Raw genomic sequence first — 12,772 nt, forward strand, 5'->3', positions numbered from 1 at the left:
CCGCCTCAGCCGTGCTCGGATTGAGGTCTAGTGCGGGCCAACCGATCAATCAAGCCGGAGCGAGGTGTGGTCAGGATGCGGGAATACGAACTGCGCGGCGTGAAGCTGGCCCTCCCCGAGGCGCTGGTGACCCCGAAGATCCGCCAGAAGCTGGAAAAGGGACGATACGAGGGTGTCGAGGCGCGGGCCGCCGCACTGCGGGTCAAGCCGGGGCACAGGGTGCTCGAGCTTGGCGGCGGCATGGGCTATGTCAGCGCGATCTGTGCCGGGATCACCGGGGGCGAGAACCTGGTCACGGTCGAGGCGAACCCCGACATGCTGCCCGTCATCCGTGCCAACCTGGACCGCAACGGCCACGGGGCGGCAACGCTGATCCACGGGGCGGTCGCCGGTGACGCGGCCGAGGGCGAGACGCTGGCCTTCCGGCGCGGCAAGGCATTCTGGGGATCGTCCATCGCGGCAGAGGGGGCAGGCGGCGACATCGTCGAGGTGCCGCTCTTGCGGATCGGGGCGCTTCTGCGCGCACATCGCCCGCAGGTCGTCATCATGGATATCGAGGGGGCGGAGCAGCACCTCTTCGACCGGCCCTGGCCCCGCCACGTGCGGTCCGTCCTGATGGAACTGCACCCGGGGCGCTATCCCGCCACGGTGATCCGCACGATCTTTGACGGCATGTCCGCCTCGGGGCTGACCTATGACCCGGGCGTTTCCTCGGGCGCGGTGGTGGGGTTCCGGCGGGTGCGGGGCCGCTGACGCTTCACCCGCTCACGCCAGAGCGTGAAAAGGCCCGCCGCCACGATCATGCCCGCGCCGATGGCCACGTTGAGGCGCACCGTCTCGCCGAAGACGAGGATGCCGATGAACGCGGCAAAGGGCAGTTGCAGGAAGGCGAAGGGCTGGACCGAGGCGGCCTCGGCCACCTCGTAGGCGCGGATCAGCAGGTAGTGGCCAAGCGCGCCGGTGATGCAGAGCGTGCCCATCCAGATCCAGTCGGGCCGGGCCATCGGTTCCCAGAACCAGATGCCAATCGCGGTCATCACCACGGCGCCGGTCACCCCGGTCCAGAAGAACGATGTCGCCGCGATATCGCGCCGCGCGGCATAGCGGGTGAGCAACCCGTAGAGCGCGAAGAGCAGGGCCGCGATCAGCGGCACCACCGCCGCGGGGGCAAAGACGCCGAAGCCCGGTTCGAGGATGATCAGCACGCCGACGAAGCCGACCGCGATCGCCGACCAGCGCCGCCAGCCGACCTTTTCGCCCAGCACCGGGCCGGAAAGCGCCGCCACCAGCAGCGGGTAGCAGGTGAAGACCGCGTGGCTTTCCACCAGCCCCAGCAGCGTGAAGGCGAGGACCATGACGCAGATTTCCAGGGCCAGCAGCACGCCGCGGGTGATCTGCAGCGGCAGTTGCACGGTCGCGGCGGCCTTGCGGATGCCGCCTGCCTGCCGCCCGGCGATGGCGATGACGAAGGCCCCGAAGAACCAGTAGCGGATCATCACGACCATCAGGACGTTGTATTCGCCGGCCAGGTGGCGAGAGATGCCGTCCTGCACCGCGAAGACAAAGGTGGTCGCGATCATCAGCAGGATGCCGAGCCGCGTGTTCTGTTCCGTCATGGTCTCTCAGCCCGTGTCATGTGCCGTTTCCGCCCGTATCCCGGAACGCGGGTCACGGCAAACCCCGCCGATGCAAGGCCGCGTCTGACAAAACCGGCGGCGGTGTAGGTCGCCGCAGTTCCGCCCGGCGCGGTGAGGGCAAAGACCTGTGCCATCAGCGCCTCGCCCCAGAGTTCGGGGTTCTTGGCCGGCGAAAATCCGTCGAGGAACCAGGCGTCGGCCTGTCCCTCCCAGACGGGCAGGGTGTCGCGGGCGTCGCCCCGGACAAGGGCCAGTGTCACGCCGTCGGCCACCGTGACCGGGCCCGCCGCGGTGCCGTTCCAGGCCGCCAGTAGCGCCGCGGCCTCATCGCCGAGTTCGGGAAAGGCGGCGAGGGCGCGGGCCATGTCGGGGGCGGCCATCGGAAAGGCCTCGAAGCTCGTGAAGGTCATCGCGCCGGGCGCCCCCGCCTCGCGCCAGGCGCGCAGGGTGGCGAGGAAGTTGAGCCCGGTGCCGAAGCCAAGCTCGGCCACGTGGAACCCGTTGCGGAACCTGTCGGGCAGACCGTTGCCGGTCAGGAAGACGTGGCGCGTTTCGGCCAGGCCGTTTTCCAGGCTGAAATAGGGATCGTCGAAGCGGTCCGAGACCGGCACGTCGCCGTCCCGCCAGCTGAGGTGCGCCTGCTGGTCCTGCATACCGTCATGCCCTAGAGAGGGGTCGAAAGCCGGACAATGGCGAGGCAGGGAAGGAAAGGCAATGGGGGCAGGCGGCTGCGACGTGACGATCCGGGGCGCGGGCATCTTCGGCCTGTCGATCGCCTCGGCCTGCCTGGGGCGCGGCGCGCGGGTGCGGGTCATCGACCCCTTTGGCGTGGGCGCCGGAAGCTCGGGCGGCATCGTCGGTGCGCTGGCCCCGCACGTGCCCGAGAACTGGAATGCGAAGAAGGCGTTCCAGCTGGAGAGCCTGTTGATGGCCGAAGGGTTCTGGGCCGGCGTGGCCGAGGCCTCGGGCCGCGATCCGGGCTACCTGCGCAGCGGGCGGCTCCAGCCGCTGGCTGATGACCGGGCGGTGGCGCTGGCTCGGGACCGGGCGCAGGGAGCGGCAGAGCTCTGGCAGGGGCGGGCGGAGTGGCGCGTGACCGGGGGCGAGGGGCTGGACGACTGGCGTCCGGTCAGCCCGACCGGCCTTTACGTCCTGGACACCCTGACCGCCCGGATGCACCCGCGACAGGCCTGCGCGGCGCTGGCGGCGGCGATCGTCGCGCGGGGCGGAGAGGTCGTGGCCGAAGGGGCCGAGGCGGGCGCCGTGGTCCACGCCACCGGCGCGCAGGGGCTCGAGGCGTTGAACGTGGCCTTCGGGCGCAGCGTCGGCACCGGGGTGAAGGGGCAGGCGGCACTGCTGCGGCTCGACCGCCGGGATGCGCCGCAGCTCTTCTGTGACGGCGTGCACGTGGTCCCGCATGGCGACGGGACGGTGGCCATCGGATCGACCAGCGAACGCGACTACGACCGGCCGGACAGCACCGACACCCAGCTTGACGACGTCATCGCCAGGGCCCGCGCGGCGGTGCCCGCGCTGGCGGGGGCCGATGTCATCGCACGCTGGGCCGGGGTGCGCCCGCGCGCGCGCAGCCGCGCGCCGCTGCTGGGCCCCTGGCCCGGGCGGCCGGGCCATTTCATTGCCAACGGCGGGTTCAAGATCGGCTTTGGCATGGCCCCCAAGGTGGCCGAGGTGATGGCCAACCTGATCCTCGACGACCGCGACGCGGTGCCCGAGGGGTTCCGCACCGACGAGGCGCTGGCCTAGCCCCAAACGAAACGCGGCGCCCCCGGGGGACGCCGCGCTCAATCCGCTCAACCGCCCCGGAAGGCGGGCGAGGATCATTCTTCGGCTTCGGCCTCTTCGACCTCTTCGCCTTCGTCCTCATCCGCGCCCGAGGAGCGCAGGCCCGACGGGGCCGAGATGTTGGCGATCACGAAGTCGCGGTCGATGGTCGGCTTGGCGCCTTCCGGCAGGGTGATGTCGGAAATCGTCAGCGTGTCGCCGATGTTCATCGCCGAGATGTCGGCCACGATCTGCTCGGGGATGTCGCCGGCGGTGACGACCAGCTCGACCTCGGGGCGCACGACGGTCAGAACGCCGCCCTTGCGCAGGCCGGGGCACTGCTCTTCGCCTTCGAATTCCACGTGGATGAAGAGGTTGATCTTCGTGGTGCGGCGCAGGCGCATGAAGTCGACGTGGGTCGGCAGGTCCTTGACCACGTCGCGCTGCACGTCGCGGCAGATCACGCGGACGTCTTCGTGACCGTCAACCTTCAGGTTGAACAGGGTCGACTTGAACCGGCCGGCCCGCAGTTTCTTGAGCAGGTCGTTGAAGGGCAGGTTGATCGGCAGCGGTTCTTTGTCGCCACCGAAAACGACACCGGGAACGAGGCCGTCACGACGAGCCTGACGAGCGGCGCCCTTGCCTGTCCCCGTCCGTTCCTGGGCGATAAGATCCGGAATTGCTCCAGCCATCTTGATATCTCCATACATGAGGCGGGCATCCTCCAAGGCTGTATGCCCGCGTGAAGCCGCGCCTATAGCCGGATCGGGTGGCAGAGGAAAGGGGGAATCTGGCGGTGCGTCCGAGAAACCCGGCACCGCCCGCGTGCGCTCAGCCGGCGGTCTGCGCCGCCCCGGTGACGAGGTGCCCGCCCGCAGCGACCAACGCCTCGTAGAGTGCCCATTCCTCGGGGCGCGCGGCGCGGAAGGCGGCGTGCATCTCGTCCGACAGCGGCGCGTCGACCTCGGGCGAGACATTGCGCCGGGGCGGGTCGATCTCCTTGCCGAGCCGGTCCTTCAGGAAGGCGCGGAACCGGTCGGGATGCTCGTAGGCAAAGAGGTGGTCGACCAGCACTGCGCCCTTGGGCGACGACAGGAACGTGTACTGGCTGCCGATCCGGGCGTGTTCTGGCGGGCGGCGGGCGATCACGTCGCCGACGAAATCGTCGAAGCTCATCCCCGTCAGGTCGCGCGGGCCGCCCCGCACCTTGGGCCGCAGGCGGAACCGGTACCACGACCGCACCTGCTCGACCGGGTCGCGCATCACCGCGACGCGGTCCGGAACCAGGTCATGCGCGCCCTTCAGGTAGGGTGCGAACCAGCGGTCGTACTTGCGCAACGGCATGTGCTTGAGGCCGGTGTCGCGCGCCAGCACGATCTGCGCATGGCGTTCCAGCGCCGCGTGATAGGCGGTCGTGCCGGTCTTGGGGACGGCAAAGAGCGCGAAGTTGGCGCGGGTGAAGACAAGCATGGGGCACCCCGGTTGCGATGCCCGCGATCCTGCGGATCGCGGGCCTGCCGGTCCAGCGCTCAGGCCTGCCAGCTGCCGGAAAAGCCCTCGGGTATGAGAAGGATGTCACGGTCGACATCCTTGATGTCCCGCTTGCCGCAGAGCGCCATGGAGGTGTCCATTTCCTTCTGGATCACCTCGAGCGCCTTCATCACGCCCTCTTCGCCCATGGCGCCCAACCCGTAGACGAAGGCGCGGCCGATGAAGGTGCCCTTGGCGCCCATGGCCACCGCCTTGAGCACGTCCTGCCCCGAGCGGATGCCGCTGTCGAGGTGGACCTCGACCTGGTCGCCGACGGCCTGCAGGATCGGATCGAGCATGCGGATGGAGCTGAGCGCGCCGTCGAGCTGGCGGCCGCCGTGGTTCGACACGACGATGGCGTCGGCCCCGACCTTGGCGGCCATCTTCGCGTCCTCGACGTCGAGAATGCCCTTGAGGATGACCGGCCCGCCCCAGAGTTCCTTGATCTGCTCGACCTTCTTCCAGTCGAGGCGCGGGTCGAACTGTTCCGCCGTCCAGGCGCCCAGCTCGGCCGTGTCGCTGACATTGGTCACGTGGCCGACGATGTTGCCGAACTGGCGCCGCTTGGTGCCCAGCATCTCGATCCCCCAGGCCCACTTGGTGGCGAGGTTCGCGATGGTCGAGGGCGTCAGCTTCGGCGGGGCCGAGAGGCCGTTCTTGAGGTCCTTGTGCCGCTGGCCGAGGATCTGCAGGTCGAGCGTGATGACCAGCGCCGAGCACTTCGCGTCCTTCGCCCGCTGGATCAGCCGGCGCACGTAATCCTCGTCGCGCATGGTGTAGAGCTGGAACCAGAACGGCTTGGTCGTGTGTTCGGCCACGTCCTCGATCGAACAGATCGACATGGTCGATAGGGTGAAGGGCACGCCGAAGCGTTCCGCCGCGCGGGCCGCCTTGATCTCGCCATCGGCGCATTGCATCCCGGTCAGCCCGACCGGGGCCAGCGCGACCGGCATGGTCACCGGCTGGCCGATCATCTCTGAGGCGAGGGTGCGGTCGGACATGTCCACCGCCACGCGCTGGCGCAGGCGGATCTGCTGGAAGTCCTCGGTGTTCTCGCGGAAGGTCTGCCCGGTCCAGGACCCGCTTTCGGCGTAGTCGTAGAACATCCGGGGCGTGCGCTTCTTGTGCAGGCGCTTCAGATCCTCGATGCAGGTGATGACGGGCATGGCAGTACTCCCCTCGGCCGGTCCGAAATGCCTACCCGCCCGGTCCCGCCTCCGCAAGTCGTCCGTGACAGGGGCGGCGGATGTGCTAGGTCAGCGGGGATGGACGGAAGCGCGAGCGAAATCAACGTGATCTTGATCGGCCTGCTGGCGAGCCTCGGCGCCGGGCTGATGACGGCCGTCGGCGCGCTTCCGGTGCTCTTCGGGCGCGAGATCGACCGCCGCGCCCGCGACACGCTGCTGGGCTTTGCCGCCGGCGTGATGCTGGCGGCCTCGTTCTTTTCGCTGATCCTGCCGGCCATCGACGCGGCCGAGCTGCGCACCGGGTCGACCTTTCTCGCCGCGCTGATCGCGGGGGCGGGGATCGCTCTGGGCGCGGGCACGGTCGCAGGGCTGAACGCCGCGATCCCGCACGAGCATTTCGTCAGCGGGCGCGAGGGCGTGGCGACCGAGGGGCTGGCGCGGATCTGGCTCTTCGTGTTGGCGATCACCATCCACAACTTCCCCGAGGGGCTGGCCGTCGGCGTGGGCTTCGGCGACGGCAACGTCGCGGGCGGCATGGCGCTGGCCGTGGGGATCGGGCTGCAGAACGCGCCCGAGGGGCTGGCAGTGGCGGTGGCGCTGCGCGGGCAGGGGTACTCCAGGCTCTACAGCTTCCTGGTCGCCGCGGCGACCGGGCTGATCGAACCCGTCGGCGGGCTGATCGGCGTGGTGGCGGTCACGGCGGCGGAATGGGTGCTGCCATGGGGGCTGGGCTTTGCCGCGGGCGCGATGGTCTACGTCATCAGCCACGAGATCATCCCCGAGACGCACCGTTCCGGCCACCAGAACCGCGCCACGACAGGGCTGATCGGGGGGCTGATCCTGATGATGATCCTCGACGTGACCTTCGGATAGCGGCGTCGCGGTGGGGGAGGTGCGTGCGGAGCACGCACCCTACGGCATCAGCCGCGGTGTGCGCCTTCGGCCAGCCCGCGCACGAAGTCCAGCACCTCGGCCACCGGCTTGCCGGTCGCGGCCTCGGCCACGATGGCCGATCCCACGACGCAGCCGTCCGCGACGCTGGCGATGCCTTCGGCCGCCTCGGGCGTCTTGATGCCGAAGCCGACGATGACCGGCAGGTCGGTCGCCTTCTTGATCCGCGCGACCTCGGGGGCGACGTCCACCGCCTGCGCCTCGGCCGAGCCGGTGATCCCGGTGATCGAGACGTAGTAGACGAAGCCGCTGGTGTTGCGCAGCACAGTTGGCAGACGCTTGTCGTCCGTCGTCGGCGTGGCGAGGCGGATGAAGTTCAGCCCGGCCTTCTGCGCCGGGATGCAGAGCTCGTCATCCTCCTCGGGCGGCAGGTCGACCACGATCAGTCCGTCGACGCCCGCGGCCTTGGCATCCACCAGAAACGTGTCGACGCCGCGGTTGAAGATCGGGTTGTAGTAGCCCATCAGCACGATCGGCGTCTCGTGCCCGGCGTCGCGGAAGGCGCGCACCATGTCGAGCGTCTTGGAGAGGGTCATCCCGCCCTCGAGTGCGCGCTGTCCGGCCAGCTGGATGGTCGGGCCATCGGCCATCGGGTCGGTGAAGGGCACGCCCAGCTCGATGATGTCGACACCTGCAGCGGGCATGCCGTGCAGGATCTCGGTCGAGCGGGCCACGTCCGGGTCGCCGGCCATCATATAGGCGACGAATGCCTTGCCACCCTCGGCGTTGAGCCGCGCAAACAGGTCGTCGATCCGGCTCATCGGCCCCTCCGTCATTCGATCCGGGCCGGAGTGCCGCATCGGCAGCAAAAGATCAAGCGCCCGAAGGCTCAGGCGGCCTCCGGCGCGTCGGCCATGATCATCCAGCGGGTGCCGAACCGGTCGGTCAGCGTGCCGAAGGCCGGGGCGAAGAACGTCGCCTCGAGCGGCATCCGCACCTCGCCGCCCTCGGCCAGCACGGCAAAGACCCGGTGCGTTTCCTCGACCGTCGGCAGCGCGACCGAGATCGAGGCACCGGCCATCGCGGGGACGTTGTCGCCCATGTCGTCGCTGGCATAGATCCAGCCCATCCCGACCTTGACGGCGCCGTGCATCACCGTCTCGTCCGCCATCGGCGGCATCTGGCTGCGCACCTCGGGCGGCATCGAGGCGACGGTCAGCAGCTCGGGCTCTTCCGAGCCGAAGGCCGCGGCGTAGAAGCTGAGCGCCTCGGCGCAGGTGCCGCGAAAGAAGAGGTAGACGATGGGTTGCATGGCGATGCTCCGGGCGGTGGCATGTGACGTGACGAGAGAATAGTCGGCTGCCGGGGGCCCCGGTCAAGGGGCTGGCGCGGCGCGCCCCGTTCCGGGTGTGACGCCACGTTCGTGAAACCTGCGGCCGCCCGGGCTATCCCGCCGCCGCCCCAGGTGCCATGATCCGCCGCGACGGCATCCGAGCGGGAGGAGCACGATGGCCATGGACGGAAAGATCGACACCGACAACGACGAGGTCCTCTACGAGGTCTCCGAGGGGATCGCGACGCTGACCCTGAACCGGCCCGACCGGATGAACGCGATCTCGCGCCCGATGCTGGCCCGGCTGGCCCGGCTGCTGGTCGAGGCGAACGAGGATGACGCGGTCCGCGTGATCGTGCTGACGGGCGCGGGCGAGCGCGCCTTCTGCGTGGGCCTCGACCTCGTCGACGCGACCCAGGGCGAGGGGATCGGGTCGGCCGCCTCGCGCAACACCCTGCCGGTCACCATCGACCTGCGGAACACCCCGCCCACCGTCCTCTTCGCGATGGACAAGCCGACGATCTGCGCCCTGAACGGATCGGCAGCGGGTTACGGCATGGACACCGCCATGGGCTGCGACATCCGCATCTCGGGCGAAAGCGCCAAGATGGCGGCAGCCTTCGTCAAGCGCGGCGTCGTGCCGGAATCGGGCGGCACCTGGATCCTGCCCCGGCTGCTCGGCTGGTCGAAGGCCGCCAAGCTGATCTTCACCGGCAAGACCCTGGGCGCGGCCGAAAGCCTCGAGCTGGGCCTGGTCGACGAGGTGGTGCCCGATGCCGAGGTCCGCGACCGGGCCCGCGATCTCGCGCGCGAGATCGCGGCCAACGCGCCGCTTGCCGTCCAGTCGTCCAAGCGGCTGATGCGGATGGGGCTGTCGGAGGGCTTCGAAGAGCACGTCCACCACGTTTACCTGCAGTTCCTGCAACTGATCCGGACCGAGGATTTCGACGAGGGCATGACCTCCTTCCTCGAACGCCGCGCGCCCGATTTCAAGGGCCGCTGAGGAGAGCACCATGAGCGATGTCGTGACCATCGCGGACCAGGGCCATGTCCGCACCATCACCCTGAACCGGCCCGACAAGATGAACGCGATCAGTCAGGAGCTGGCCTGGGGCGTGATCGGCGCGGTCGATGACGCCGCGCGCGACGACAATGTCTGGGTCGTGGCGATCACAGGCTCGGGCCGCGCCTTCTGCGCGGGCCTCGACCTGGGCGGCGCGCCGGACTTCACCCCCCAGACCGCGATGGAGGCGCAGCTCGACGACATCGGCTGGGTCGGCCAGTTCCTGCTGGCAATCCGCAAGCGCTGCGACAAGCCGGTGGTGGCGGGGGTGAACGGCGTGGCGGTCGGCGCGGGCCTCGGCCTCGCCATGGCGGCCGACGTCCGGTTGGTGGCCGAAAGCGCGCGGATGATGGCGGGATACACCCGGATCGGCGGCTCGCCCGATGCCGGGCTGACGATCACCCTGCCGCAGGCCATGGGCCACGAGCGGGCGATGCGCTTCATGCTGGAGAACCGCACCGTCACCGGGGCCGAGGCTGTTGACTGGGGCCTGGCGGGCGAGGCGGTGGCGGACGAGGAGTTCGCCGCCCGCCTGTCGGAATACTGCCAGTCGCTCTGCGCCTGGTCGCCGATCACGCTCCGCCTGCTGAAGCGGGGCATCGTGAAGGCCGAGGAAAGCACCGACATGGAACAGCAGCTGCGCTACGAGGTCGCCAACATCCGCAAGGCCTTCGCCAGCGAGGACGCCCAGGAAGCCCGCCGCGCCTTCCTCGAAAAACGCGACCCGGTCTTCCGGGGCCGCTGACCCCCGGCTTCATCTTGCCGGATAAACTCCGGGGGAGACGGGCCGCAGGCCCGGCGGGGGCAGAGCCCCCTCCGTCCCCTCCACACACGACCGCGCCGTAGGGTGCGTGCTTGCCACGCACCACCCCACAATGTGCCAGCAACTCGACATGCGCCTTCGTCTCGACGATCCGGCACACCTCGGGCCAGAGGCATGACAACCAACAGTGGCCCCCCCCGCCGGCACGGCGATCCCCTCCGGGGCTTGACCGCACCACCCCCCTCACCCTAGATGCGCGCGCAATTCCCCCGACACGTGATGAGAGGTCTGCCATGGGTTTCAGAATGGGTATCGTCGGACTGCCGAACGTCGGCAAGTCGACCCTGTTCAACGCGCTGACGAAGACCGCCGCCGCGCAGGCCGCCAACTTCCCGTTCTGCACGATCGAGCCGAACGTGGGCGAGGTGAACGTGCCGGACGCACGCCTCGACACTCTGGCTGAGATCGCCAGGTCGGCCAGCGTCATCCCGGCGCGGATGACCTTTGTCGACATCGCGGGCCTGGTGAAGGGTGCCTCGCAGGGGGAGGGCCTGGGCAACCAGTTCCTCGCCAACATCCGCGAGACCGACGCCATCGCCCATGTCCTGCGCTGTTTCGAGGACGGCGACATCACCCATGTCGAGGGCCGGGTCGACCCGGTCGCCGATGCCGAGGTGATCGAGACCGAGCTGATGCTGGCCGACCTCGAGTTCGATCGAGAAGCGCCGCGCCAACCTGGTCCGCAAGCTCAAGGGCAACGACAAGGAAGCGCAGCAGCAGGACCGCCTGCTGGCCGCCGCCCAGGCCGCGATCGAGGACGGCAGGCCCGCCCGCACGGTCAAGATCGACGCCGAGGATGCCAAGGCCTGGAAGGGCCTGCAGCTGCTGTCGACCAAGCCGGTGCTCTACGTCTGCAACGTGGCCGAGGAAGACGCCGCCAAGGGCAACGCGTTTTCCGACCGCGTGGCCGAGATGGCCGCCGCTCAGGGCGCGGGCCATGTCATCATCTCGGCCCGTATCGAGGAGGAGATCAGCCAGCTCGACGCCGAGGAGGCCGAGATGTTCCTTTCCGAGATGGGGCTGGAAGAGGCCGGCCTCGACCGGCTGATCCGCGCGGGCTACGACCTGCTGCACCTCGAGACCTACTTCACCGTAGGCCCCAAGGAGGCGCGCGCCTGGACCATCCGCAAGGGCACCGCCGCGCCGCAGGCCGCTGGCGTGATCCACGGCGATTTCGAACGCGGGTTCATCCGGGCGGAAACCATCGCCTACGACGACTACGTCGCGGGCAAGGGCGAACAGGGCGCCAAGGAGGCCGGCAAGATGCGGGCCGAGGGCAAGAGTTACATCGTCAAGGATGGCGACGTGATGCACTTCCTCTTCAACACCTGATCGCGGACGGCAGGGCTTTCACATCCGTGAAGGCCCTGCGAATCCTCTCCCCTCCGCGCGCAGGGCCCGCGATGGTCGCGCGGCAGACGGAGGAGAGAGCGCATGGCCACGGATCGCTGGAAGCTGAAGCCCAAGGGGTCGAACTGGGGCGAGTTCGGCCTTGATGACCAGCTCGGCCGCCTCAACCTGATCACCGCCGAGAAGGTCCTGCAGGGCATCGCCGAGGTGCGCGAGGGGCGCACCTTCTGCCTGTCGCTGCCGCTCGACAAGCCGGGCGGCAACGCGCTGAACCCGCGCCGCCATCCGCCGGTGCTGCGGCCGACCCTGCGCGGCGACGCGGTCAACTTCCTCGCCACGGCGGACGGCGCGCCCGACGTGCTCTGCGACGACCTCGTGATTATGCACCTGCAGTATTCGACGCAGTGGGACGCGTTCTCGCATGTCGGCGGCCGTTTCGACGTGGATGGCGACGGGGTGGAGGAGCATGTCTTCTACAACGGCTTCCGCGCGGGCGCGGACATCGCCGGGCCGTCCGATCCGCAGGACGCGGGCGTGCGGGCGTCGATGAAGCCGGACAGCACGTCGCGCGCGGGCAAGCTCGGGGTCGAGAACGCTGCGGCGCATGGCATGCAGGGCCGCGCGGTGATGATCGACCTGCGCGCGCACCTGGGCGACGACCGCACCTATGTCGGATACGACGACCTGATGCGGGTGATGGAGGCCGACGGAGTCGAGGTCGCGACCGGCGACATGGCGGTGTTCCACACCGGTTTCGCGCAGCGCGTGCTCGAGATGGAGACACCGGACGAGGCGGTCCTGCACGGCGCCTGCGCGGTGCTGAACGGGCGGGATCCGAAACTGCTGAACTGGGTGACCGACAGCGGCGTCGCGGCGCTGATCGCCGACAACTACGCGGTCGAGGGGCTGCCGGCGCAGCCCTGTGATCACGACCACCATGTCTGTTCCAACCTGCCGCTGCACGAGCACTGCCTGTTCAAGAACGGCATCCCGCTGGGCGAACTGTGGCACCTGACGCCTCTGGCTGGGTACCTGCGCGCGCAGGGCCGCTCGCGCTTCCTGCTGACCGCGCCGCCGCTGCGCCTGCCGGGCGCCGTCGGCTCCCCGGTCACGCCGATCGCCACGGTCTGAGCCCGCGGCTCGCCACGCCTCTGCGATGCCCGCGCGAGGGCGCTC

Annotated in this window: 13 protein-coding genes and 1 pseudogene; 7 read left to right on the plus strand and 7 right to left on the minus strand. The window is 69.4% G+C overall.

Translation table 11 applies throughout. The annotated features are described in order from the left end of the window. The first annotated feature begins 75 nt into the window (after nucleotides 1–75). Nucleotides 76–753, plus strand: coding sequence for an FkbM family methyltransferase (locus ACE2AC_RS18620; RefSeq protein ID WP_375689098.1), 678 nt, complete (start codon nucleotides 76–78; stop codon nucleotides 751–753). On the opposite strand, the gene ACE2AC_RS18625 is transcribed toward ACE2AC_RS18620, so the two are convergent. Both ACE2AC_RS18625 and mnmD read right to left on the minus strand, forming a co-directional pair. Beyond that, nucleotides 693–1,616: a DMT family transporter gene (locus ACE2AC_RS18625; protein WP_375689100.1), complete on the minus strand. Its 924-nt coding sequence runs from the start codon at nucleotides 1,614–1,616 to the stop codon at nucleotides 693–695. The two genes, ACE2AC_RS18620 and ACE2AC_RS18625, sit on opposite strands and share 61 nt — an antisense overlap. Then, nucleotides 1,613–2,290 carry a tRNA (5-methylaminomethyl-2-thiouridine)(34)-methyltransferase MnmD gene (mnmD, locus tag ACE2AC_RS18630; protein WP_375689102.1) on the minus strand — a complete coding sequence of 226 codons (678 nt, stop codon included), beginning with the start codon at nucleotides 2,288–2,290 and terminating at the stop codon, nucleotides 1,613–1,615. Before mnmD ends, ACE2AC_RS18625 begins: the two co-directional genes overlap by 4 nt. Nucleotides 2,291–2,351: 61 nt before the next feature. On the opposite strand from mnmD, the gene ACE2AC_RS18635 reads away from it, so the two are divergent. Further along, complete coding sequence (locus ACE2AC_RS18635; protein WP_375689104.1) at nucleotides 2,352–3,401, plus strand: NAD(P)/FAD-dependent oxidoreductase; 1,050 nt, start codon at nucleotides 2,352–2,354, stop codon at nucleotides 3,399–3,401. A gap of 74 nt (nucleotides 3,402–3,475) precedes the next feature. Here the strand turns inward: ACE2AC_RS18635 and ACE2AC_RS18640 are convergent, their stop codons facing one another. The 3 genes from ACE2AC_RS18640 to ACE2AC_RS18650 form a co-directional block, all read right to left on the minus strand. Next, nucleotides 3,476–4,111 carry a 50S ribosomal protein L25/general stress protein Ctc gene (locus ACE2AC_RS18640; RefSeq protein WP_375689106.1) on the minus strand — a complete coding sequence of 212 codons (636 nt, stop codon included), beginning with the start codon at nucleotides 4,109–4,111 and terminating at the stop codon, nucleotides 3,476–3,478. 139 nt (nucleotides 4,112–4,250) lie between these two features. Next, a complete protein-coding gene (locus tag ACE2AC_RS18645) occupies nucleotides 4,251–4,889 on the minus strand; it encodes a hypothetical protein (RefSeq protein WP_375689107.1) in 639 nt (212 codons plus the stop codon). Nucleotides 4,890–4,948: 59 nt separating this feature from the next. After that, entirely contained in the window at nucleotides 4,949–6,115 is a 1,167-nt protein-coding gene (locus ACE2AC_RS18650) for an L-lactate dehydrogenase (RefSeq protein ID WP_375689109.1), read from the minus strand. Between the two features lie 99 nt (nucleotides 6,116–6,214). Between ACE2AC_RS18650 and ACE2AC_RS18655 the strand changes: the two genes are divergently transcribed. Next, nucleotides 6,215–7,009, plus strand: a complete 795-nt coding sequence (locus ACE2AC_RS18655; protein WP_375689111.1) for a ZIP family metal transporter — start codon at nucleotides 6,215–6,217, stop codon at nucleotides 7,007–7,009. Between the two features lie 47 nt (nucleotides 7,010–7,056). Here ACE2AC_RS18655 and trpA read toward each other — a convergent pair whose 3' ends face one another. Together trpA and ACE2AC_RS18665 are read right to left on the minus strand one after the other, a co-directional pair. Further along, entirely contained in the window at nucleotides 7,057–7,848 is a 792-nt protein-coding gene (gene trpA / locus ACE2AC_RS18660; RefSeq protein WP_375689113.1) for a tryptophan synthase subunit alpha, read from the minus strand. A 68-nt stretch (nucleotides 7,849–7,916) separates the two neighbouring features. Then, nucleotides 7,917–8,339, minus strand: coding sequence for a VOC family protein (locus tag ACE2AC_RS18665; protein ID WP_375689114.1), 423 nt, complete (start codon nucleotides 8,337–8,339; stop codon nucleotides 7,917–7,919). Between the two features lie 196 nt (nucleotides 8,340–8,535). On the opposite strand from ACE2AC_RS18665, the gene ACE2AC_RS18670 reads away from it, so the two are divergent. The 4 genes and pseudogenes from ACE2AC_RS18670 to ACE2AC_RS18685 all read left to right on the plus strand — a co-directional run bounded on the left by ACE2AC_RS18670 (nucleotide 8,536) and on the right by ACE2AC_RS18685 (nucleotide 12,727). Continuing rightward, nucleotides 8,536–9,363: an enoyl-CoA hydratase/isomerase family protein gene (locus tag ACE2AC_RS18670; RefSeq protein WP_375689116.1), complete on the plus strand. Its 828-nt coding sequence runs from the start codon at nucleotides 8,536–8,538 to the stop codon at nucleotides 9,361–9,363. 10 nt (nucleotides 9,364–9,373) lie between these two features. After that, nucleotides 9,374–10,168, plus strand: a complete 795-nt coding sequence (locus tag ACE2AC_RS18675) for an enoyl-CoA hydratase/isomerase family protein (RefSeq protein ID WP_375689118.1) — start codon at nucleotides 9,374–9,376, stop codon at nucleotides 10,166–10,168. A 311-nt stretch (nucleotides 10,169–10,479) separates the two neighbouring features. After that, nucleotides 10,480–11,578, plus strand: a pseudogene (gene ychF, locus ACE2AC_RS18680) (redox-regulated ATPase YchF). A 102-nt stretch (nucleotides 11,579–11,680) separates the two neighbouring features. Next, nucleotides 11,681–12,727 (plus strand): cyclase family protein, encoded by a 1,047-nt coding sequence (locus tag ACE2AC_RS18685; protein ID WP_375689120.1) that lies wholly within the window; start codon nucleotides 11,681–11,683, stop codon nucleotides 12,725–12,727. The last annotated feature ends 45 nt before the right edge of the window (nucleotides 12,728–12,772 follow it).

It is taken from the genome of Pseudooceanicola sp. LIPI14-2-Ac024 (assembly GCF_042188925.1).
GTDB lineage: Bacteria > Pseudomonadota > Alphaproteobacteria > Rhodobacterales > Rhodobacteraceae > Pseudooceanicola.

Bases quoted from the DNA above. Each gene is read 5' to 3' on its own strand.
- ACE2AC_RS18665 (WP_375689114.1), bottom strand. From the start codon at position 8,339: ATGCAACCCATCGTCTACCTCTTCTTTCGCGGCACCTGCGCCGAGGCG.
- ACE2AC_RS18685 (WP_375689120.1), top strand. From the start codon at position 11,681: ATGGCCACGGATCGCTGGAAGCTGAAGCCCAAGGGGTCGAACTGGGGC.
- ACE2AC_RS18650 (WP_375689109.1), bottom strand. From the start codon at position 6,115: ATGCCCGTCATCACCTGCATCGAGGATCTGAAGCGCCTGCACAAGAAG.
- mnmD (WP_375689102.1), bottom strand. From the start codon at position 2,290: ATGCAGGACCAGCAGGCGCACCTCAGCTGGCGGGACGGCGACGTGCCG.
- ACE2AC_RS18675 (WP_375689118.1), top strand. From the start codon at position 9,374: ATGAGCGATGTCGTGACCATCGCGGACCAGGGCCATGTCCGCACCATC.
- trpA (WP_375689113.1), bottom strand. From the start codon at position 7,848: ATGAGCCGGATCGACGACCTGTTTGCGCGGCTCAACGCCGAGGGTGGC.
- ACE2AC_RS18635 (WP_375689104.1), top strand. From the start codon at position 2,352: ATGGGGGCAGGCGGCTGCGACGTGACGATCCGGGGCGCGGGCATCTTC.
- ACE2AC_RS18670 (WP_375689116.1), top strand. From the start codon at position 8,536: ATGGCCATGGACGGAAAGATCGACACCGACAACGACGAGGTCCTCTAC.
- ACE2AC_RS18620 (WP_375689098.1), top strand. From the start codon at position 76: ATGCGGGAATACGAACTGCGCGGCGTGAAGCTGGCCCTCCCCGAGGCG.
- ACE2AC_RS18645 (WP_375689107.1), bottom strand. From the start codon at position 4,889: ATGCTTGTCTTCACCCGCGCCAACTTCGCGCTCTTTGCCGTCCCCAAG.
- ACE2AC_RS18655 (WP_375689111.1), top strand. From the start codon at position 6,215: ATGGACGGAAGCGCGAGCGAAATCAACGTGATCTTGATCGGCCTGCTG.
- ACE2AC_RS18625 (WP_375689100.1), bottom strand. From the start codon at position 1,616: ATGACGGAACAGAACACGCGGCTCGGCATCCTGCTGATGATCGCGACC.
- ACE2AC_RS18640 (WP_375689106.1), bottom strand. From the start codon at position 4,111: ATGGCTGGAGCAATTCCGGATCTTATCGCCCAGGAACGGACGGGGACA.